Here is a 24,027-nt window from a genome sequence, read left to right on the forward strand (position 1 = left end):
ATTATATTTGCTTTTTTAAACCATTAAGCTATTTAAGTTTATTAAGAAAATGTTCTTTTGGAAACTTGATTTTACAAAAATGGATAACTAATTAGCCCCGATTGCAATGGAAATCCTTTTTCTTTTTTCTTTAAAAAGGAAAAGATTGGAATGTAAAGCGGGATTATGGTTTGCTGAAATGCACAAGCCATTGCTTCGCCAATTCACTATCGCTCGGGTCGCTCTTAAAAAATTTTATGTTATCATGGAAAGTGAGAAGAAAATCTCGTGGTTATCTTTGCTTAAATTTACTTTAAACTAGAATGTAGCACCTTCTACAGTGTAGGGTTGCTAAGCTTTCATTGGGTCTATTCCCTCGGGCTTTCGTGATAACAATCAATAAGTTTATGAACAGTGCAAAGTAATAACATAGAAACTTATTTTGCAAGTGTTTGTGAAAAAATAAAAACTATAACGATTTAGTGATTTTTTAAAAAAAAGCAGATAATAATTTGCAATTCAAATTGATTTCATACATTTGCACTCGAAATAAAGAGGAAAAATTTGAACTGATTGCAACCTCGTAAAAAAATGCTAAAGCAGCAATTCTCCTTTAGTATTTCCGTTGCAATTTTCTTTTTTTCTTCACAATTAGTATTAACAGAATCTGAAATAAATTCAGATTAAAAAATTATATTATGGCTTATTTATTTACGTCAGAGTCAGTGAGTGAAGGACATCCGGACAAAGTTGCTGATCAAATTAGTGATGCGTTAATCGATAACTTTTTAGCATTTGATGCTGAATCTAAAGTTGCTTGTGAGACTCTAGTTACAACTGGACAAGTAATTCTTGCTGGAGAAGTAAAATCAAATACTTACTTAGATGTTCAACAAATTGCGAGAGATGTAATCAAGAAAATTGGTTATACCAAAAGCGAATACATGTTTGATGCAGATTCTTGCGGAATACTTTCGGCAATTCACGAACAATCTGCCGACATTAATCAAGGTGTTGACCGAGCTAACAAAGAAGAGCAAGGTGCAGGTGACCAAGGTATGATGTTTGGTTATGCAACTAATGAAACAGAAAACTATATGCCTTTAGCATTAGATTTGTCTCACGCTTTGTTGATTGAATTGGCAAATTTAAGAAGAGAAAATAATGAAATTACTTATTTGCGTCCCGATGCTAAATCTCAAGTAACTTTAGAATATTCTGACGACAATAAACCACAACGTATTGATGCTATTGTTATCTCTACTCAACACGATGATTTTGTTAAACCAGCGTCAAACTCTAGAGAAGACAAAGACAAGGCTAATGATGAGATGTTGGTTAAAATTAAAAGTGATTTGATTTCTATTTTAATTCCAAGAATCAAAGCAAAGTATCCTCAATATGCTCATTTGTTTAATGAAAACATCACTTATCATATTAACCCAACTGGAGTTTTTGTAATTGGTGGACCACACGGAGACACTGGTTTGACAGGAAGAAAAATTATTGTTGATACTTATGGCGGAAAAGGTGCTCACGGTGGTGGTGCATTTTCAGGAAAAGACCCTAGTAAAGTTGACCGTTCAGCAGCTTATGCAACACGTCATATTGCTAAAAACTTAGTTGCAGCAGGATTGTGTGATGAAGTTTTAGTTCAAGTTTCTTATGCAATTGGTGTTGCTAAACCTACCTCTATCAATGTGGTAACTTATGGCACATCAAAAGTAAACATGACTGATGGAGAAATAAGCAAAGTAGTTGAAAAAGTATTTGACATGCGTCCGTACTTTATTGAACAACGTTTAAAATTAAGAAATCCAATTTATAGTGAAACTGCTGCTTACGGACACATGGGAAGAACTCCTGAAACCGTTACTAAAACGTTTCAACTTCCGAATGGAGCACCTAAAACGGTTACAGTTGAATTATTTACTTGGGAAAAATTAGATTTTGTAGACCAAGTAAAAGCTGCTTTTGGATTATAATAACTTAGATTCTGAAATAAATTCAGAATTAAAAAAACCTGATTCTTAATTGAATCAGGTTTTTTGTTTTTTAGTAAGTTCCGTTTTTCATTTTTTCTAATACTGCTTTGTATTCTTCTATTAATGTTGAATCGGAAGAAAGTATTGCAGAGTCAATTGCCTTTTGTTCTGTTAAAATACCTAAATCTTTTTGACCATTTAAATAATATAATTGTGCTAATGTATCTAAGTAATAATAATTATCTTTTTCCAGTTTTAAACTAGTTTCAGACCACTTAATTGCATTTGACAGAATATCTAGATTTGTATTTTTTACTTTTTCAACAACATACCATGCAGCAGTATTTAAATCATTAGCAAACGAACTTTTATACTCAAACCAGCTGTAATCTACATCGGGATTATACTTTTTATCAAGTTGTTCAATAATACTCGAGTCATCTTTTATATAACTTTTATAAAAAGTATTGAAGGTATTTAAATATTGTACATCCAATTTATTTTCTTTTAAAAAAATCATTTTATTTTTAAGCACCCATATGTTATCACTTGATATTGATGCTGTTTTATCAAAATAATTTAAAACTTTATCGATTTGATTTTTGTTTTCTGTTCTTCCTAATGCCATAGAAATTGACTCTAAGAGATAATCTTTACGAAATTGATAACCAAGAATTTCTGATTGTAACAAAGGTATTTCATTGAAAAACTTTAATAAATAATCAATAGCTTTATAATCATTTGCATTTAATTCTTTATTATAGTCATTAAATAACAAACCACTAAATCCTGCAGATAGTCTTAATTCATTGATGATTATTGTACCTAAATCTGCATCTACAGCTTTATCATTTTGATGAAAATCTAGTAGATTTTTATATTTAGCATTAACTTCATCTGGTTTAGATTTTAATTTATACAAATTAATTTTTTCTTTTAGAATATCATAATAACTGTAATCTTGAAATGCTGCCGTAGCTGAATCGACTTCAACAACTGGAAAATCTTGTGTAGCATTTTCTTTTTCTTCTTCTACGACTTGAACTTCTCCGATTGTTTCAACAGGCATTGCTGGTGGTGGAATTGAAGACACATAAGTACTTCTTCCTGAACTTGTAATTTTAACTAGTTCTTGTTTAAATTGTGAAATTGTTTTCTTTTTATTTAAAACTACATCATCTAGTTGAGCATAGGAATTAATTAGTTTTAATTCACTAAATATGGTTGACATGTTGTAATAAGCAAAGTTATCATCATTAATTTTAGCTTTTGTATGATACAACTTAACGCCATCTGAATTGAAAAATATAATTGATTGATTATCTATAATACCCAGCTTTTTTAAACTGTTTTTATCCTTTTCTGTGGCAAGATAAAAATTGAAATTATCATATTCAGGATTATATTTATCATACATATAGTATTGATTACTATTTTGATAGTCTTCAATGTATTGGTCAAATTCCTTTTGTGCATTTTTGCTAGTGTCATAAAACACCAATAACATTTTATTTGGATACTTACTTGCTTCTTTTTGAGCTTCAACTAATGTTTTTTCAATTTTTAATTTGAAAACATATTTTGGAATTTCATCTGCATAACCAACTCCAACCGCAGTAGAATCAACAGCATAATTATAATTATCTACCTCTTTTTTTCCAGGATAGGTCCAATCTTTTTCAACTCTTTTTTCAATTGGGTTTTCCTTTATAATATCCTTTTTTATATCTTTATTTAATGAAAACTTTAATGGAATTTTCCCTTCAGACACAATTAACTCTTTATTAGATTGGTCATAAAATCCTTTTAAATTAAGTCTTCCAAGATCATTTGAATAATAGGTCACTTTTATTTGAGATACATTATTAGGAATTTGATATTTTTCAATAACCGTTTCTTTATATAAATTTTCTTCAACAAAATATATAAAACTAGATTTATCTATCTCAAAACTTAATTGTTTTCTTTCATAGTCAAAATCATCTGTGACATTTAAAAGTTCCTTAATCGTTTTATATTCTATTGCAGCATCACTAGTTTTCTGAATTCCTACGTATACATTATAAAATCTATAATATGAATTTTCACCTAAATCGATTGTAATTTTATCAGATTTTAGATTTGGATTTGAATATTCAAGAACAAATTTTGGAGTATCGTCATAAGATGTTTTAAAATAAACCGAATCATTTACAACCTCATAAGTTCCGGATAGAATAGATAACTGAAATTTATTGTTATCCGACAAGATCATCTTGAGCGATTCGGCTGCCGGAGTTGTTGAAGAATACTCGCCTGTTTCTAATTTATTGTTTTGTGAAAACAAACTAAAAGAGAGAACAAAAAACAAAAGTGTAAAATAATTTTTCATTTGGTTTTAAATATAAATTTCAAGCATTAAATCTACTAATAATTATAATGCACAAACAATATTTCTAACTATTTTTAGATATTATTTTACAACATTAATGACAAAAAAAAGGAGCTGCCATTGACAACTCCTTTAATCCATTAATGTAAAAATTTTACAAATTATACTTTAAACTAAATATTAAATACCTTGGTTGAACAGTATATTGAGATGTTCTAGTAGAGAATTGAGAAAAACTGTCATCATTCAACGATTTTGTATTCAAAATATTGGTAGCTGCAATTTTATATTCCCATTTGCTATCTTTTGTTTTTTGGTAAATTAAACTTGCAGATAGAAAATCGTACTCGTTTTCTATTGTTTTATCCTTGTTGTAATAGTGGTAAAATTCATATTCTGAAACGAAAGAAAAACTTTTTAGGAAATAATAATCCACTCTTACAAAAGGTCTGTCCGTAAAGAATTTAGCATTGTTATAATCATTTACAGTGTAGGAATAACCTAATTCTATGTTTGGTGCATTTTTATAATTTGTAGAAGCTGTTAATGTGTGAACTTGTGTAAAACTTTCTGCTGTTGCAAAAACACCATTTTGAAAATTATTAAACTTTGCCCAATTTAATCTTGTATTAAACGAAGCTTTATAGTTTTTCGAAAAAGAACGACTATAGCTACCAAAACCAGATAAAGTTTCTTCTGCAAAATCAGTGTTGAAAGGTGAAGAAGTTTGGTTTACACCTACGAAATTTGCTCTTAATTTTACTGCATCAATTGTTCTCGTATAAGTAATTGCTCCGTTGATGTTTTCAAAATTGAACATATTATACTTAAAATAACGTAGCGAATGATTTTGCTGTGTAGCATTTTCAAGTGTTCTACTTCCTCTTGACAAGCTATTAAATCCGTTTAACACAAAACCTTCAGTTAATCTGTTGATGTCGGTAAAAGTGTTGGTCATTGCATAATTATACGTCAATGTTTCTGCCTTTTTTATTTGGTATAACGCTAAGAAATCTGGCAGCACTCTATAGAAATTTAGTGTAAAATCGGTTCCTAGTTGACTGTTTGTCATGTTATACGCATGTAAACTTACTCCTGGAGTGAACGTGAATTTTCCAGTCAAAATTTTGTAATGCAATCCTAAGAAAGCGTCATTAAAGTTGTAATTAACATTATTGGTAGTACTGGCATCAGTCAAATTATTTTGTGTTCCACCATCTAATATTTGATAGATTGATGAATCAAAACTTTGGAAGGAATAAGTATTTCCTAGAGTTACATTAATATTACTTTTAGCTGTCAGCATATAGTAATAATCTAGTTTTGTATCTAATTTATTTGTTCTTACAAAACGTGTTTGATTAATGTCATTTCTATTTTGACCCGGAACATAACCTGCCAAAACAAATGGCTGTGTTTGTAAATTAGCATTGTAAAAAGGATCTTCATCTTGATACAAATGTTGCATTTCTAATGCGAAAATATTTTTATCGTTGTGTGTATAATAAAAACTCAAATTCTGGTTTACAGATTTAGGATCTTGTCTTTTAGCTGTTAAAATATTTTCTGTATTTGATGAACTACCTACTATTGATTGTCTTAGCAACGAATTGTCTTCATCTTGTTTTGAAAATTTTGATAAAATATCATAATCAAATTGAAATCTTGCACTTGGCTTGTAGCTAGAACTTAATTTAAAAAGTGCTAAATTACTTTTTTGATGCGCTACTTCATTTCTATTTTCTGTTGAAGCAACATTAGAAGAATTTGGCTGAAGAAAATTAGTTTGTGTCTTTGTTTCTAAATCGGTTATTGATGAAGAAAGTATTCCGAAACCACTTAAAGTCCACGCTTTTGTTGGATTGTATGAAAAGTTTGTAGCTCCGAATTGTGTTTCAATTTCTTTAGCACGATTGTTTCTTAATAATGAAATTCCTAAATCATTAGAGGCAACATTAAAGTTTGAACCACCTTTAGCCATCATACTTCTAAAACCGCCTGTGAACTTAAAATAATCTTGCACCGTTAAAGGTAATTCTCCAATATTATTAAAATTTGAAATCAAGTTAATACTATACTTTGGGTTGTAATAAAACAATTTCAGATTAATAAGATAACGGTCGTATTTGTTATCATCGGCTGTTCCGCCACCTGCAGTCATGTCACCAAACCAAAAGTTTTTCTTACCAGATTTCAATTTGATGTTCATTGCTAAATTATCTTGATTATTTTCAACACCTTTTAGGATAGAATTTTCATTATAATTTCTTAGCACTTGGATTTTATCAATAGCATCTGCTGGAATATTTTTTACACCAAGTTTGGTATCACCATCAAAAAAGTCTTTTCCTTCTACCATCAATTTGGTTACTTTTTTACCTTCTACTTCTACTTCTCCATCAGCATTTACTTCTACACCAGGTAATTTTTTTAAAACATCTTCAAGTTTTCTTTCAGTGCCCGATTTAAAAGAATCTGCATTGTAAACAATAGTATCGCCTTTGATTGAAACTGGCATTTCACGAACAATTTCAACACCATCCAACTGAATTCCGCCTGGTTCCATTGAAATGTTTTGTGTGATATTTTCTGTTTTGGTTTCAACGGTGATTTGTTTGTTTTCCATTCCAATGTAACTCAACTTAATTAAGTAGGTTGAATTTGGTTTTAGATTTAAAACAAATCTTCCTTTATCATTGGTTATGGCATAGCCATCCATTCCTTTTGTAACTTGATTTACAGCCATAATATTAGCCATTTCAAGTGGTGTCTTTCCAGATTCAAGAATAACACCTTCAAATCGGATAGTTTGAGAAAATGAGATAGTTGAAATAAAAAATAAGGCGAGTAGTAGTATTTTTTTCATAAGTGTTAGCTGTTGGTTTTTAAAAGAGATTATCTTCCCATTCTCATTTGAAATCCTCCACGACCTTGACCTTGATTCATTTCCATCATCTCTTCCATTTTTTTAGTCACAATATCATCATATTCTTTTTGTGTCACTACTTTACCATTATTTGGTGCTTTTATTTCTGTTTTTTCTTTAGGATTGATAACAATTTTAGAACATAAAATAATTGTTTTTCCGTCATTTACTTCAAGAATTAACCCAGGTAAACCCCAGTATCCTTCTGGACCTTGATTTACAGGTATGTCCATTGTGTACCAAGCTGTGATGGTTATTTCTTTTGGCAATTCTACTTCATCAAAAAAGCTTGTTTTCTTTTCTTTTTTATCTTCGGCTTTTGCATCTGCACTTTTATTCTCGCCTTCCTTTTTAACTTCCTCTTCTCTTTTCTTCGCTTCTTCTTCTTTCTTAGGTCTAAAATTTCTGAAATCAGTTTTACTTGCAGGAATTACCGCTGTTGCTTTGTAACACATATAACCCCCAATTTCTCTTGTTTCACCTTCCATTTTCCAGTTGTAATTTCTTAAAGTATCTTTTACAAGAAACTCTTTTCCCATAAATTCTTTATCAACTGTAAAGGTTTTTTCTTTTGCATTTTTAAAATAAGTTCCACCGCCACCCATCATAGATGACATAAATCTCATTCCACCGCCTTGTTGTCCTGGAGCCTCTAATTTTTCCTCTTCTTTGTAAATAGATGACGTTTTATCGAAATTAAGAATGAATGTTTTTTCAAACATTTTTTTCATTCGTTCTTCAATCATTTTTTGCATTTCTGGTGTCATGTCTTTATTTCCAGACATTCTCGATTTGAAATCGGCAGTGCTTGTTTTAGATTCATAAACAGCCATTCCTTGAAAATCTTTTTGAGCATTTGATGCAACAAAAACTAACAAAAGTGCTAAAGTGAACGTTATTTTTTTCATTTAAAGTATCTTAATTATTTTACGTAACAAATATGACGATTGAATTTGTGTTTTGTTACCAAAGATTTGTTAAATATTTTAGTTTGACTTCTTAAATATCAAATAGTTTAATGTAATTTAGCATCACGATGAAAAGAATATTTTATATACTACTTTTATTATTAGCTACTAATGGCTATTCCCAAAATGAAAAGCTAACTGTAACAAGATTAGATTCCATTGCAATAAATGCTGATGGTTTTGTTGGATTTGATGGATTTAATAATTGTATTTATTTTAAAAACAATGTTTTATATAAAAAAATAGATGCTTCAATTTTACAATACCAAAATCTTGGATTGGGAAAGATAACCAAAGTTGATATTACAAATCCGCTTAAAATTATTATTTTTTACGAAGAATTTAATGCAGTAATTGTGTTAGATAATCAATTGAATGAAATACAAAAAATTGAGTTTTCAAGTTTAGAAACACCTGTTTTAGCAACTGCAATTGGTATCTCTGGACAAAATAAATTATGGGTTTTCAATAATTTGAATCAGCAAATAGGATTGTATGATTTGAATTCAAATACTTATGAAAACAAAAGCATTCCTTTAAATGAAAGCATTACATACTATCAAACAGATTTCAATTATTTTCAGTGGATTGACAAACAAAACAATTGGTACGCCTCAACTATTTTCGGTAGAATTGTTAGCAATGGAAAAGTTGAAATAACTAATGACTTACAATTACTTCCTCAAAACAAAATACTTTTTTCTAAGGATAACAAGTTGTTTCTAAGAGATCGTAACATCAACAAACTGTATGAAATTGAAATTGTTGAGAAATCGTTTAAAAATTTTTATTACAAAGAACAAATTTTATCTATTTTTACCGACCAAGGAATTACAAATTATAAAATTACAATACCATAATGCATATAGCAGTAGCAGGAAATATAGGTGCAGGAAAAACAACATTAACTCGTTTTTTGGCAAAACATTTTAAATGGGAACCTCATTTTGAAGATGTAGTTGACAATCCATATTTGGATGATTTTTATCATCAGATGGAACGTTGGTCGTTTAACTTACAGATTTACTTTTTAAATAGTCGTTTTAGACAAGTTTTGCAAATTCGTGAAAGTGGTAAAAAAATCATTCAAGACAGAACGATTTATGAAGATGCGCATATTTTCGCTCCCAATCTTCACGCTATGGGATTGATGACCAATCGTGATTTTGAAAACTATTCTTCCTTATTTGAATTAATGGAAAGTCTTGTGGAAGCTCCAGATTTGTTAATTTATTTGAGAAGTTCTATTCCAAATCTTGTTGGTCAAATTCATAAAAGAGGTCGTGAATATGAAAACACCATTTCAATTGACTATTTAAGCAGATTGAACGAAAGATATGAAGCTTGGATTACAACTTACAATAAAGGAAAATTATTAATCATTGATGTTGATGATATTGATTTCGTAAATAACCCAGAAGATTTAGGAATGATTATCAACAGAATCGATGCCGAAATAAACGGTTTATTTTAAAATACAAAGCACTTCAATTGAGGTGCTTTTTTAATTTAAAATACATAATTTAGTCTACGAACAAAGATGTAAAAATTTCATCTGATGTGCTTTGCATTAGTGTCACACCATCTTTTAATATGATTTGTGATTGGTTTGTGGTACTATTTGCTTGTGAAGTTAGTAAATAAAGTGAATTGTTTTTAAAATCAAAACTTTCAATGCCAGAATTATTTGGAGTTGTATATAAAATAACACCATTTTTATATACATTCAATTCATTAACAGCATAAACATCACCATTATCAAAACACATTTTATAAATTGGCACATAAATAGATGGTAAATTTGTCTGTACATTAGTTGTTATACTTTTGTAAAAAGAGCTACCCCACACAGAACTAACATAAGATCTGCCATATAAATAAACATCAGTACTTGAGGAATTAACACCCCAAATAAAATCAGTTGAAGAATAGCTAATGCCATTGACATAATATGCTCCGTATGAAGTAATATAAATATTGCTACTATTCACCTTGATACATACTAAATGAACCGGTTCAGTAGTAAACGAATCAACAATGTACTTGATACCATTCTTCCAATAAACCAAATCATAAGTATTTGGTGTAACATTTATGTTTTGAGTTATTCCTGCAAAATAAACATCATTATTATTATCAACATCCATAGAGCAAATAGTAGCAATCTCAGTTGACGTAGAAAAAGTGTCCGTCAGATTGGTAAGCACATTATTTTTCCAATATAGCGTTTTGACATTTCCGCCAATAAAACCATTACCTAGCACATGAATATCATTATTCTTAACAATTAAAGTATCAGAACTTGATGAAGAAAAACCAACATCAGTTAAAGATGATAATATATTATTTTTCCAATAAGTAGCATGACTAGCTTTCGAGCCTGAAACATACACATCGCTAACAAGTGGAGCTCTTTGAATTTCTTCAGACGTACATGAAATTAAAATTATTGCAATAAAACTAGCAAATAATTTTATTAACTTATTTCTCATAAAGGATTTTATTAATTAGATACAAAAAAGTTAAAATGGTTGCGTTGACAATATTTTAATTTCTGAATTTGATTTTTTACTTTAATAAAACAAAAAAATACAACGAGATTTAATCTAAACTATTATAAAAATAAAACAGTGAAGAACAAATTGTATATAAATTTGCATTAAAAACTAAAAATCATCAAAATTAACAATATTGACTTTGTAAGTAATTCCGAAAACTTAAAATGATTATCAACAGAATCGATGCCGAAATAAACGGATTATTCTAATATATAAAGCACTTCAATTGAGGTGCTTTTTTTATTCATTTAACATATCAAATAAAGAAACCATCTTTATATTTACTGATGGTTTATTAGTCTTGATGATTTTGGAAATTCCTGGTAATAAATCAAAATAATTTTCTTTAAAAAAACTATCATTGGATTGTAAATACAAATTTTTAACTAACGTATTTGTTTTAAGTTCAATTAATGTTTCGCCTACAATTTTCATTTCAATAGTTGGCTTTTCTAGTTGTAGATCTTTTGGTTTAACAAAATAATGATAGGCAACTATTTTCTTGTTTTTGCATATAAATTCTAATTGTAATACCGTTTTTTCTTTTGCAAATTTTGGTAATTCAGTAAAAAGAATATCCATACAATTGTTGTTTTTTTCAGTAGTAAGTGAGCATTGTTTTGAAGCCGTCCAAAGTTCTTTTCCAGAAAAATCAATTAGTTTAGCATTTAGTGTTCCTTTTTGTACTTCAATATTGTCATTACTTCCAACAACTGAAAGTCCATTAGTATTTTCTGTTACAACTAAAAGTGTAGGCGCAAAACTTTCCTTCACTTGGTAATGAGACGCTTTCCAATTTCCATAATAATCTAAAGTGCTCCACGAAGTCACAGGCCAACAATCATTCAATTGCCAATACAAAGAGCCCATGCAATAAGGTTTTGCAAGTCGATGGGCTTCAATAGCGGTTTTCATTCCGTAAGCTTGCAAAATTTGCGACACATAATTATACTTTTCTATAGATTTTGGAACCGGAAAATCGCGTGACATATATTCATTTATGGTTTCAAAACCTGTAGGATGTTTTTGATGATTTTTAAAGGCATCGGAAGTAAAATTCAAGTCTTCTTTCGGGATGACTTTTTCTAATGTTTCGAAATTGGGCATTCCCTGAAAACCATATTCACTCATAAAGCGACCTACTTTTTGTTTGTAAATTTCAAAAGGCTCTTTGCCCCACCAAACACCCCAATAATGTGAATCTCCTTGTGTCAAACTCTCCTTTTTACCCCAACCAATTGATGGTGATGAGGGCCAATATCGATTCTCTTTTTTGGACAATAAACTATCTAATGTTTTCGGAATTAATTGATGAAATAGTTTTTCATAATCGTTCCAAATTTGAATGGAATCTTGCTTCGAATACTTGAATTGTTTTTGCCAACCCCAATTTTTCCAGCCTTCGTCATTCTCATTATTGCCACACCAAAGCGCAATACTTGGATGGTTTTGCAAACGAGTTACATTGTCGATTACTTCATTTTTTACATTATCAAGAAATTCCTCATCTCCAGGATACATGGCGCAAGCAAACATAAAATCTTGCCAAACTAAGATTCCGTTTTTATCACATTCATCATAAAAAGCATCTTCTGCATAAACGCCTCCACCCCAAACTCTCAGCATGTTCATATTAGCATCAACAGCGTTTTGTACAATGTCTTTGTATGTAGAAGTTGTAGTACTTGGTAAAAAACTATCCGGTGGAATATAATTGGCACCTTTCATGAAAACTGGTTTTCCGTTTAATTTGAAATAAAAGCTTTTACCTACGCTGTCTTTTTCTTGAATTAACTCGATGGTTCGCAAACCAACTTTTATAAGTTTATCATCAAGTTTATCATTATTTTTTTCTAATGAAAAGCGAAATAAGTATTGATGTGGCACACCCAAACCATTGCACCACCATAAAATCGGATTCTTAATTTCGATAGGAACATTAACTACATTAATCCCTTTTTTGAGCTTGAACCTGAACGGCATTATGTCCATTTTTATCACATAATCTCCTGCATTTTGAACATTGATGGTGAAACTAAAATTTACTTTGGCAAGATTATTACCGAGTTCATTTTGTTCGAAACGTACATTTTCTATTGTAGCATTATTCCAAAAAAGAAGTTTTATTGGTCTATAAATTCCAGAGGTTACAAATCTTGGACCCCAATCCCAACCAAAATGATATTGCGCTTTTCTTGAAAAAATTCGCTCTTTTTCAGGTAATGTACAAGGTAACTTTTGAGCTTTTGCTTTACCAATTTCAACAGCCGATTTGAAAACAATTTTTAGATTATTTTTACCAACTTTCAAATTGTTTTTCACATCAACTTTCCATGTTCGAAACATATTATTGGCATCTAAAATCTTCTCATTATTCAAAAAGACTTCGGCATAAGTATCTAATCCTTCAAATTGTAAAATGGTGTTTTGATTTTTTAATTCTTCTTTTGAAATTTTAAAACTGGTTTGATATTCCCAGGTTTCATTTTCAATCCACTGCAAGTCTTTTTCGTTGTTTCCGAAGAAAGGATTTGGAATAATTTTGTTGTTGTATAAATCGGTGTGAACTGTTCCTGGAACTTTCGCTGGAAGCCAATTGGAATCGGATATTTTTTTAAAACTCCAATTTTCAGAATTCAAATTTCGTTCAGAATTTTGCGACCATAAGATTAATGGTAACAGCATTAGAATTAAAAATTTAAATTGACGCTTCATTACTTTAAATTACTTTTTAATTTGAAAATTTCTTCTGGATTTGCAATTTGAGTTCCATCAATAATAGCTGAAGAATGATAAAAAGTGGCTTGTGTTACTTCTTGAACATCATTGATATTTGTAGAACGTAATCCACCACCAGGCATAATTGTAATTCTATTTTGTGCTAAGTGAACCAACTTTTTTAAAACATCAATTCCATCCATAACATTGAAGTGCGTTCCTGATGTTAAAATAGTCGAAAATCCACAAGAAATGACATCTTCTAAAGCTTGCTCATAATCTGCAACCTCATCAAAAGCACGGTGAAAAGTACATGGAAATGGCTTGGCTAGATTTACTAATTCGGTATTTCTTTCGATATCTATTTTATTATTTTCATCTAAAATTCCAAAAACAAAACCATTGACTTGTAACGATTTAATATTTAAAATATCCGATTTTATTTTTTCAAACTCTTCATTAGAATAAACGAAATCTCCACCACGTGGTCGAATCATTACAAACAAATCTGAAGATAAAAATTTTCTAGTATTAATAACATTCATTGGATTTGGAGTAGTTCCGCCAACTTCAAATCCGTCGCATAATTCAATTCTATCTGCTCCATTTTCATAAGCAATTTTAGCCGATTCAACATTAAAACATGCAATTTCTAATTTGTTCATTACTTCAAATAATAAGCAGCGTCAATTAATTTATTTCCGGAATTATCATTAACTGCATAATTAAATCCGCTTTGAATACAATATGAACCGTATTGCCCTTTTTTATTTAAAGCAATAAAACCTACTTGAATATCTTTGAGTTCTTTTCCTCGATTTTTAGTCAATTTTACAATTCTAGCAACGGCTTCTTCACAAGCTTTTTGTGGTGACTTTCCTTGACGCATCAATTCTACTACAAGATGACAACCTGTAATTCGTATCACTTCTTCTCCGTGACCTGTAGCCGTAGCAGCTCCGATTTCGTTGTCTACATATAAACCAGCGCCTATAATTGGTGAATCTCCAACTCTACCGTGCATTTTAAAAGCCATTCCGCTTGTGGTACATGCTCCAGATAAATTTCCGTGACTATCTAATGCAATCATTCCAATAGTATCGTGATTTTCGATATTGGCTTTCGGTAAATACTCACTTGTTTTAAGCCATTCTTTCCATTCTTTTTCTGATGCTTCTACTAACAAATTTTCTTTTTTGAACCCTTGAGAAAGGGCAAATTGTAGTGCTCCATCACCAACTAACATTACGTGTGGTGTTTTTTCCATAACAGCTCTTGCCACAGAAACAGGATGTTTTATATGCTCTAAACAAGCAACCGAACCAATATTTGAAAATTCGTCCATTATGCATGAATCTAGTGTTACTCTACCATCTCTGTCTGGTCTTCCGCCATAGCCAACACTTCTTTCGTTTGGATCGCCTTCAGGAATTTTCACTCCAGCTTCAACAGCATCTAAAGCTCTTCCATTGTTTTTTAGGATTTCCCATGCGGCTCCATTGGCTTGAACACCGAAATTCCATGTCGAAATAACTATTGGTTTATTTATTTTAGCATCATCAAACTCGACATCATCTTCTTTTGTTTTGAACGAATTCAAAGCAATGGCTACCGAACCAATAGCAGCAGTTTTAATAAAATTTCTACGATTTGCCATACTTATATTTTTTATTCTACTCCAATTTCATCAATAAACAACCATGCATTTGAACCTGCGCCAGGATTTCCTTCTGGAATTTTACCCAAATTTGAAGCAATTACTTTTATGAATTTTGCCTTTACGGATTTTACTTCAATTGTAATTTCTCCTCTTTTTTCAGTAATTTCTTTAGCTGAAATTGATTGCAAACTTTTGAAATTTACACCATCATCGGATAGCAAAAATTCAATGCTTTTTGGAAAATAAATCCAACTTCCTTCATTAGCTAAACTACTTATTGAAACTTTATTTATAACCTCAACTTTTCCTAAATCGATGATTGCATCCATGTCTTTACCTGAAAATCCGAGCCAATCTCGACCAAACTTTTGTCTATCACCAATAACACCATCAACTAATGTAAAAGCACCACTTGCAGCATAACTTTCGCTAGGTTGATTTTGTAAAGAAATCTTTTTACCTGTTGCTTTATTTATAGAAAATGATTGTTCGATGGTTGCGCTTTTTTGTTCTCCGTTTTCAAAATAAGCGGCTTTAATTGTTTGACTTTTTGTAATTGCAATTGGATTTTGATAACTATTAGAATTTAAACTAGGATTAGAACCATCAGAAGTAAATCGGATTCCTTCTTGATTTTTGGATGATTTTATTGAAAATAGAATATTTTTATCAACTTCTGACTGGCTTATTTTGGAGGTTAATTCGAAAATTGCCTTGCTGTAATTGATTTTATTTTCTTCAAAATATTGAAAATGTTGTATCATTCTATCTTGAAAATCTTTATATTTTTCAATATTAGATGTGCCCCAAAGTACTTCTGAAAGCGCCAACATTCTTGGGAAAATCATATATTCAACTTTATTCGCATCTTCCATGTATTCGGTCCAAACATTTCCTTGAGCTCCCAAAATATAGTTGGCTTCGTTTTTATTTAGAGTTGTTGGTGTTGGATTAAAACCATACACTTTTTCAACTGTTGTGAAACCTCCAATTGCCAGAGGTTCGTTTTTTGGTTCACCTTGATAATGGTCAAAATAGCAATGTGAACCTGGTGTCATTACTACAAAATGATTTTGTTTAGCAGCTTCAATTCCGCCTTTTGTTCCGCGCCAACTCATTACAGCGGCATTTGGTGCCAAACCACCTTCGAGAATTTCATCCCAACCCATTATTTTTCTTCCTCTGCTGTTTACAAATTTTTCAATTCTTCGAATAAAATAACTTTGTAATTCATGCTCGTCTTTTAATCCTTCTCGTTTAATAACTGATTGACAATTAGCACATTTTTTCCATCTTGTTTTTGGGCACTCATCGCCACCAATGTGAATATAATCCGATGGAAATAAAGTCAATACTTCTGATAAAATATTTTCTAGGAATTCAAAAGTTTCTTCTTTTGGACAAAACACATCATCTAAAACACCCCATTTTAATGCTACTTCAAAAGGTCCACCAGTGCATGAATATTGAGGATATGAAGCTAATGCAGCTACTGCATGTCCAGGCATTTCAATTTCTGGAACTACCGTAATGTGACGTTCTGTTGCATAAGCTACAATTTCTTTAATTTCCTCTTGTGTGTAGAAACCTCCATAAGGTTTATCATCAAATTTTTGTTCTCTGTAGTGACCAATCATCGAACCTTTTCGCCATGCTCCGATTTCGGTAAGTTTTGGATATTTTTTTATTTCAATACGCCAACCTTGATCATCGGTCAAATGCCAGTGAAAAACATTCATTTTGTATCTAACGAGATAATCAATGTACTTTTTAATAAACTCTTTTGGAAAGAAATGTCGGCTTACATCAAGGTGCATTCCACGCCATTTGTATTTTGAATAATCATTTATATATAAACAAGGTATTGCGATTTCATTCTTTTTATCAGAAGGAATTAATTGTAAAAGTGTTTGAATTCCATAAAAAATTCCTTGATTTGAAAATGAGGTTATTGTGATTTTACTATTTGATATATTTAATTCATAGTGTTCTTTATCAAAATTTATAGTATCTGGAAGTTTCATTATAAGCTGAATACTATTTGAACTATAAACTTCACTTATACTTAAATCTAATCCTGATTTTGATCTAATTATTTCTTTCAAATATTTTGCTTCAAATGAATTTTCAGAGGCTTGTATTGTAGTTTTATCGCTAAACACAAAATTCCCTAAGCCTAACTCTACTTGAGAAGGATATGGAATTATAGGTAATTGATTTTGTGAAAAAACAGTGTTGAAAATCAATAGTAGTAAAAATAGAAATTTCTTTTTCATGCAATTTTGAATTTATCAATGGCTAAATTTACATAAAAAAAGTCAAAAAAAAATGCCCCACTTTCGTGAGGCATTTTATATAAAACATTTTATTCTATTATTTTATAGCGTCAACTTTAGCTTTTACTTCAGCTTCAGTTCCTTCAATAATTTCTTCAGTTACTTTACCATTATTTGTTTTAGTAACAGTAGCTTTAACTTTATCATTACTTACTTTTTCCATGATAACTTTAACTGAAATATTTTCTTTTACTTCACCTTTAAATTTACCATTTTCATCGTACATAGCCATACATTTAGCTTTGTCTTCTGCAGAACAACCATTTTCGTCACACATTGCTGCACACTCTTCTTTGGTCATTGAAGCGCATTTGCTCATATCGCATTTTCCTGTAGCAGCACCTTTAACTTCACATGAAGCGTTTGTACATCCTTTTTCTTCACACTCTTCTTTGCTCATTGAAGCACATTGTTCGGTTTTAGCACAACATGAAGCTTTATCAGTTGCTGCACCTGCTGTATGTCCACCTAAAATTGGAGCTATTACTAAACCAATTAAACAAGTTAATTTGATTAAAATGTTCATCGATGGACCAGAAGTATCTTTGAATGGATCACCAACAGTATCACCAGTTACAGCAGCTTTATGAGCATCAGAACCTTTGTAAGTCATTTCACCGTTGATTTCAACACCAGCTTCAAACGATTTTTTAGCATTATCCCAAGCACCACCAGCATTGTTTTGGAACACAGCCCAAAGTACACCAGAAACTGTTACTCCAGCCATATAACCACCTAACATTTCGGCAATTAATTGGTTGTTATCTCCGTAAACTAATTTACCTAAAAGTACAATTGCAATTGGGAAACCAATAGTTAAGATTCCTGGCAACATCATTTCACGTAATGCAGCTTTTGTAGAAATTTCAACACATTTACCATATTCAGGTTTTCCAGTTCCTTCCATAATTCCTGGAATTTCTTTGAACTGACGACGTACTTCATATACCATGTCCATTGCAGCTTTACCAACAGAATTCATTGCTAAAGCAGAGAAAACTACAGGAATCATACCTCCAACAAATAACATTGCTAATACTGGAGCTTTGAAGATGTTGATACCATCAATTCCTGTAAAAGTTACATAAGCAGCAAATAAAGCTAACGATGTTAAAGCAGCAGAAGCGATTGCGAAACCTTTTCCTGTTGCAGCAGTTGTATTACCAACTGAATCTAAAATATCTGTACGAGTACGAACTTCTTTAGGTAATTCACTCATTTCAGCGATTCCACCAGCGTTATCAGAAATTGGTCCGAAAGCGTCAATTGCTAATTGCATTGCAGTTGTAGCCATCATTGCAGAAGCTGCAAGAGCTACACCGTAAAAACCAGCGAAAGCATAAGAAGCCCAAATAGCACCAGCAAATAATAATACTGTTGGGAAAGTAGAAATCATACCAGTAGCTAAACCAGCAATTACGTTAGTTCCTGCTCCAGTAGAAGATTTTTGTACAATTGCCAAAACTGGTTTTGTACCTAAACCTGTGTAATATTCAGTTACAGAAGAGATAACTCCACCAACTACTAAACCTACGATTGTTGCATAAAAAACTCTCATTGAAGAAATTTCTTTTAAACCTTCGCCGTAGAATTCCATTTGCATTACTTCTGGCAACATATATTTTACCAAAGCAAAACATGAAACAGCTGTTAAAGCAATAGAAACCCAGTTTCCAACGTTTAAAGCACCTTGAACTTGTTTTTCTTTAGCATCATCACTTGATATTTTCACTAACATAGTACCGATGATTGAGAATAAGATTCCAAAACCAGCGATAGCCATTGGTAATAAAATTGGACCGATTCCACCAAAAGCGTCTTCGATTTTACCACCCATATCTTTAATTACGTAGTTCCCAAGAACCATTGCAGCAAGAACTGTAGCCACATAAGAACCAAATAAATCGGCACCCATACCAGCAACGTCACCCACGTTATCTCCAACGTTATCTGCAATTGTAGCAGGATTTCTTGGATCATCTTCTGGAATTCCAGCTTCAACTTTACCTACTAAGTCAGCACCAACATCGGCAGCTTTTGTATAAATACCACCACCAACACGAGCAAACAAAGCGATAGATTCTGCTCCAAGAGAGAAACCAGCTAGAGTTTCAAGAACGATAGTCATGTCTTCTGTAGAAGTCCAAACACCTTTCATGAAATATTGGAATAATATAATAAAGAAACCTGTTAAACCAAGAACTGCTAAACCAGCAACTCCAAGTCCCATAACAGTTCCACCACCAAAAGAAACTTTTAATGCTTGTGGTAAACTAGTACGAGCAGCTTGTGTAGTTCTTACGTTAGTTTTTGTGGCAATTTTCATTCCCATGTTTCCTGCTAAAGCTGAAAAGAAAGCTCCAAAAATAAATGCAACTACGATTAATATATGTGTTGTTGGAACTATAAAAGAAATTCCAGCTAACACAATACTTGCTCCAACTACGAAGAAAGCTAATAATCTGTATTCTGCTTTAAGGAAAGCTAAGGCACCTTCGTAGATGTAATCTGAAATTTCTTTCATTTTTCCATCTCCAGCGTCTTGTTTTAATACCCAAGATCTTTTGATTGCCATAAAAGCTAATCCTATTAATGCCATGACTATTGGCACATAAATCATAAATTCATTCATAATAAACTAATTAGATAGGTTGTTAATGTTTGTTACTATTTATTAATGTTAACAAACATATAAAAAAAAAGACAATTTAAATTTATCTAAATTGTCTTTTATTAATAATGTTATTAACTTTTTATACTGAATAATCCTTTTGGTCTATCAGGGATTGCTTCAAAACGATCTACACATTCTCTAATGATTCTGTAGGCTTCTTTAACATCACCCCAACCTTCTACATCTACTTGCTTGTTTTCTAAATCTTTATAAACTTGAAAGAAATGCTCAATTTCCTTTAATAAGTGTGGATTGATATCAGATAAATTTTCTAAAGTATTCCATATTGGATCAGAAACAGGAACACAAATTATTTTCTCATCTGGGCCTTTATCATCAGCCATATGGAAAACTCCTATAGGTTTTACTTCGATTACACAACCTGGAAATGTTGGTTCGTTAATTAAAACTAATACATCTAACGGATCGCCGTCTAATGCTAATGTTTGAGGAATAAATCCATAATCTGCTGGATACATCATTGATGAAAATAACATTCTATCAAAACGCATTCTTTTTATAGCAAAATCATATTCATATTTATTTCTACTTCCTCTTGGAATTTCGATTAAAACATCGAATGTTTTCAATTTATCTGCAGTCATTTTACTTTCTTTTTTTAAAGGGTCGCAAAGGTAAGTAATAAAAGAAAAAAGCAAAAGAAATGTATAGTAAATTTACAATTTAATTTTATTTCTTTTAACTAGATAATAATGCCAAATAACAAATGAAGCAAAAGTTCTATAAGGTTTCCAACGATTAGAAACTTGTTCCATTTCTTCTAGTGATTGACAATTGTATAACTCTATTAATGTGTTTTTAATCGCAATGTCGCCAAGCGGTACAACATCTGGTGACTGAAGACAAAACATTAAATAGACTTCAATACTCCAATTTCCGACTCCTTTTATAGTAATTAATTCGGAGCGGATTTGCTGTTCGGATTTAGATGAAAAGCTATCGAAATTAATTTCGTTGGAAAGTACTTTAGATGCTAAATCTTTGAGGTAAACTATTTTTTGTCGTGACAGACCACATGATTTTAATTCGTCATCAGAAGAATAATAGATATTTTCTGGTGTGATTTTCTTGAAATAATTTTCTAATTTAACATAACATGCTTTGGCAGATTCTATTGAAACTTGTTGCTCAAGAATAATATGACACATCGAAGCAAATCCTTCTTGGCGCTTTTGAATAATTGGATTGCCGTAAGTATCAAGAATAAATTTTAAAGTTTCATCTTTAGAAGTCAGAAATTCAACAAATTGCTCCATAATTAAAGAAACTAGATTGAATTAAAAATAGAAACCAAATTCTCCTTTAATTGTAAAATTATTTGTTCCCGGAATATCTCTGTAATTTCCTCTCCAGCTAGCATCAATTCGGAATACTTTAAATATGTTTCCGATTCCGACACTGTATTCCCAATAAGGTTGTTTTGGTGCTTTATACACTAATCCTGAGGCATTGATTAATTGATTTTCATTGGAAATAGAACCATAAACTCCTCTAACACCAATGATTTCTCTCCAATTAAGTTTTCGCATCAATGGAATTCTAGATAGTAATCTTCCTTGGAAATTATGATCCCATTGTAAAGTGGCATATTCATCGGAAACAAACTCATAAAAATTTAAATTATTAAAGGTGTTGCCAATAATGAAATAGGTTTGATTTCCGGGAATTACACTCATCAATCCAAGTGGCACTTGTCCGAAAGTTTTTCCGAGTTCCATAGTCAAGTTTGTTCTTCCTAATGGTCCTATTGTTATGGGTTGTTTGTAATATAATTGTAGTTTACTATAATCAAAATCACTGTCTATTAAACCTTTAAATCCTTGACTGTAATTTACAAAAAAGCGACTATACGGACTATCTACATTAAGACGTTCTACTCCATAACCTACTGTTTTTCGTCCAGGAGTATATTCTACTTGAAGATTAACCTCAGATTGTTTTACTTCACTTTTAGTTGTTGTATAAGTATCATCAGAATAATAATCTAAACTAAATGTTGGTGAGGCTGATTCTAAGGTACGATAAGAAAATCCTGTTTTAAAAATTAAATTTTTTATAGGCTCTATTTCAACAGAAGCCATGGTAAGATTGATATTAGTTAATTTTCCATTATTCCCAGAAGCAAATAAAGCAGAAGATGCAAAACTTCTTCCTAAAACATCATTTGTTGTTGTTAAACTGGCTCCAATTTGCTCTACATCTCTTCTATTTCCGGCCTCAACAATAATTCGTCTTTTAGAATCCACCATCCATTTTCCTGACAAACCATATTTGAATTTATTATCATCAAATCCGTAAGCAGTATATCCCTGGAAACGCCATTTATCGTTTGGTCCGAAATAGGTTCTTCCTCCTACTCTAACTCGAATTCCTTCTACAACATTGTACCCAAAGGTTGAAAAAATAGGTCCGAAATCTATATTTCCTTTTTGTATATATCCGCTACCTAAAATGGTTACAAGATTATACATTTGCTTGAATTTTTTTACCGTTTTTAAAGTATCAAGCATTTTGTAAACTCCAATTTCATCTTTATTTAGTTTCTCAAATCGGTTTTCTTCCCAATATTCATCTGATTTAGTATAAACAGCATTATCAATAAAATTGACTTCTTCTTTATAAAACTTATCGGGTTTTACTTCGTTAAATTTATGATTTCTTACTAAAGTTGTTCGTTTTCCATAAACACCTTTAGATTCTTCTTTTTTGTTGATTGCAAAATCTGACATCATGTAATCTCTGGTAAGAAGAAAAACAGAATCATTTACCACTTCAAATTCTTGTTCAATATAAATATCTTTAACCCAGTTAATATTAGCACTTTTAGAAACCGCCATATTGATGGTTTTGATTGCATAAGTAGAATCATTAACCCAAAAATCTCCTTTAAAAGTTAGTTCGTTTTTTCTTCTTGGATAAAACACAATATTGTAACACCATTTATTATCAATAAAAGAGCTATCTCTTAAAACATAATTATAAACATCTATTCCAGTGGTTGAAAGTGGACTTGTAAAACTTTTATCAAAAAAAGTTAAATGATTATTGTAGATATTGTAATCGTTGTAAAGGTCTTTAATAAAAGTGTTTACTCCATCGCCATTTCCTAAACCTGAGTTTTTATTGGCTTTGATAATTGATTTTTCCTTCTTTAATTTATTATCACCATAGACATCATACATAGATTCGTTGATAAAAATAGGCAAATAGGTTTTCCCTGTGACTTTAGAAGTATCTACTTTATTGAAAACAAACTCCATTCCTTTGAAGATTTTTTGCTTCATAAAAGCACTATCTATGGTATTCAAATCAAATTCAACTTTCTCGTATTTTTCGTATTGATATTGATCAAACATACGCAAGCCATTCTTTCTTTTTCTTTCCCAAATTTTTCTAAGAATATCTAATGCTGGATTGTTTTTCTTTGATGTTTTTCCTTTATAGATAACAACCTCTTGCAACATTTCCTCTTCATTCAAAACCACTTTCATGTTGTAAGTTACCAGCTTTTCTAAATCTACATCTTTAGTTGTAAAACCAACGAAAGCTACTACTAATGTTGTGTAATTTTTAGTTGATTCTAAGTAAAACTTACCATTTTCATCACTAACTGTTCCTTCGTTAGAGCCTTTAAACACAATATTTGCATACGAAACTGGTTGATTTTTCTTATCAATAACAACACCACTTACTTTTGTTTGGGAAAAAACAAAAGAGGAAAAAAGAAGAAAAAAAACTATAGAAAAAGATATTTTTTTAAGCATAATACTATTTGCGAATTTTTGGTAAAAAAAAAGCTTCATCAAGATTTCTCCGATGAAGCTTCAAATA

At 31.0% G+C, this 24,027-nt stretch carries 15 protein-coding genes and 1 riboswitch; of the genes, 3 read left to right on the forward strand and 12 right to left on the reverse strand.

What is annotated here, in order from left to right; genetic code table 11:
* Nucleotides 1-268 precede the first annotated feature (268 nt).
* Nucleotides 269-375, reverse strand: a riboswitch (SAM riboswitch).
* 302 nt (nucleotides 376-677) lie between these two features.
* A complete protein-coding gene (metK, locus tag ACIQ06_RS07930) occupies nucleotides 678-1,964 on the forward strand; it encodes a methionine adenosyltransferase (protein WP_396145222.1) in 1,287 nt (428 codons plus the stop codon).
* Between the two features lie 70 nt (nucleotides 1,965-2,034).
* Here the strand turns inward: metK and ACIQ06_RS07935 are convergent, their stop codons facing one another.
* From ACIQ06_RS07935 to ACIQ06_RS07945, 3 genes are all read right to left on the reverse strand, one after another.
* Nucleotides 2,035-4,335 (reverse strand): hypothetical protein, encoded by a 2,301-nt coding sequence (locus ACIQ06_RS07935; RefSeq protein ID WP_396145223.1) that lies wholly within the window; start codon nucleotides 4,333-4,335, stop codon nucleotides 2,035-2,037.
* Between the two features lie 154 nt (nucleotides 4,336-4,489).
* Nucleotides 4,490-7,201, reverse strand: a complete 2,712-nt coding sequence (locus ACIQ06_RS07940; protein ID WP_396145225.1) for a carboxypeptidase-like regulatory domain-containing protein — start codon at nucleotides 7,199-7,201, stop codon at nucleotides 4,490-4,492.
* 29 nt (nucleotides 7,202-7,230) lie between these two features.
* On the reverse strand, nucleotides 7,231-8,169 hold the full coding sequence (locus ACIQ06_RS07945; RefSeq protein ID WP_396145227.1) for a GLPGLI family protein: 939 nt from the start codon (nucleotides 8,167-8,169) through the stop codon (nucleotides 7,231-7,233).
* A gap of 128 nt (nucleotides 8,170-8,297) precedes the next feature.
* Here ACIQ06_RS07945 and ACIQ06_RS07950 point away from each other — a divergent pair, with 128 nt between their 5' ends.
* A complete protein-coding gene (locus tag ACIQ06_RS07950) occupies nucleotides 8,298-9,089 on the forward strand; it encodes a hypothetical protein (protein ID WP_396145229.1) in 792 nt (263 codons plus the stop codon).
* Nucleotides 9,089-9,703, forward strand: coding sequence for a deoxynucleoside kinase (locus ACIQ06_RS07955; RefSeq protein ID WP_298303709.1), 615 nt, complete (start codon nucleotides 9,089-9,091; stop codon nucleotides 9,701-9,703). The genes ACIQ06_RS07950 and ACIQ06_RS07955 overlap by 1 nt, the downstream gene beginning before the upstream one ends.
* A gap of 49 nt (nucleotides 9,704-9,752) precedes the next feature.
* Here the strand turns inward: ACIQ06_RS07955 and ACIQ06_RS07960 are convergent, their stop codons facing one another.
* The 9 genes from ACIQ06_RS07960 to ACIQ06_RS08000 form a co-directional block, all read right to left on the reverse strand.
* Nucleotides 9,753-10,721, reverse strand: coding sequence for a hypothetical protein (locus ACIQ06_RS07960; protein WP_396145231.1), 969 nt, complete (start codon nucleotides 10,719-10,721; stop codon nucleotides 9,753-9,755).
* A gap of 306 nt (nucleotides 10,722-11,027) precedes the next feature.
* Nucleotides 11,028-13,502: a glycoside hydrolase family 2 protein gene (locus ACIQ06_RS07965; protein ID WP_396145233.1), complete on the reverse strand. Its 2,475-nt coding sequence runs from the start codon at nucleotides 13,500-13,502 to the stop codon at nucleotides 11,028-11,030.
* A complete protein-coding gene (locus ACIQ06_RS07970) occupies nucleotides 13,502-14,170 on the reverse strand; it encodes a copper homeostasis protein CutC (protein WP_396145235.1) in 669 nt (222 codons plus the stop codon). Before ACIQ06_RS07970 ends, ACIQ06_RS07965 begins: the two co-directional genes overlap by 1 nt.
* Nucleotides 14,170-15,162 (reverse strand): isoaspartyl peptidase/L-asparaginase family protein, encoded by a 993-nt coding sequence (locus ACIQ06_RS07975; protein ID WP_396145237.1) that lies wholly within the window; start codon nucleotides 15,160-15,162, stop codon nucleotides 14,170-14,172. Before ACIQ06_RS07975 ends, ACIQ06_RS07970 begins: the two co-directional genes overlap by 1 nt.
* Before the next feature lie 11 nt (nucleotides 15,163-15,173).
* Entirely contained in the window at nucleotides 15,174-17,441 is a 2,268-nt protein-coding gene (locus ACIQ06_RS07980; protein WP_396145239.1) for a family 20 glycosylhydrolase, read from the reverse strand.
* A gap of 97 nt (nucleotides 17,442-17,538) precedes the next feature.
* Complete coding sequence (locus tag ACIQ06_RS07985; protein WP_396145241.1) at nucleotides 17,539-20,133, reverse strand: sodium-translocating pyrophosphatase; 2,595 nt, start codon at nucleotides 20,131-20,133, stop codon at nucleotides 17,539-17,541.
* A 113-nt stretch (nucleotides 20,134-20,246) separates the two neighbouring features.
* Nucleotides 20,247-20,780 carry an inorganic diphosphatase gene (locus ACIQ06_RS07990; RefSeq protein WP_298303720.1) on the reverse strand — a complete coding sequence of 178 codons (534 nt, stop codon included), beginning with the start codon at nucleotides 20,778-20,780 and terminating at the stop codon, nucleotides 20,247-20,249.
* Between the two features lie 72 nt (nucleotides 20,781-20,852).
* Nucleotides 20,853-21,452 (reverse strand): DNA-3-methyladenine glycosylase family protein, encoded by a 600-nt coding sequence (locus ACIQ06_RS07995; RefSeq protein ID WP_396145243.1) that lies wholly within the window; start codon nucleotides 21,450-21,452, stop codon nucleotides 20,853-20,855.
* 21 nt (nucleotides 21,453-21,473) lie between these two features.
* Nucleotides 21,474-23,960, reverse strand: a complete 2,487-nt coding sequence (locus ACIQ06_RS08000; RefSeq protein ID WP_396145245.1) for a DUF5686 family protein — start codon at nucleotides 23,958-23,960, stop codon at nucleotides 21,474-21,476.
* Nucleotides 23,961-24,027: the final 67 nt, after the last annotated feature.

The organism is Flavobacterium sp. (assembly GCF_044341265.1).
GTDB lineage: Bacteria > Bacteroidota > Bacteroidia > Flavobacteriales > Flavobacteriaceae > Flavobacterium.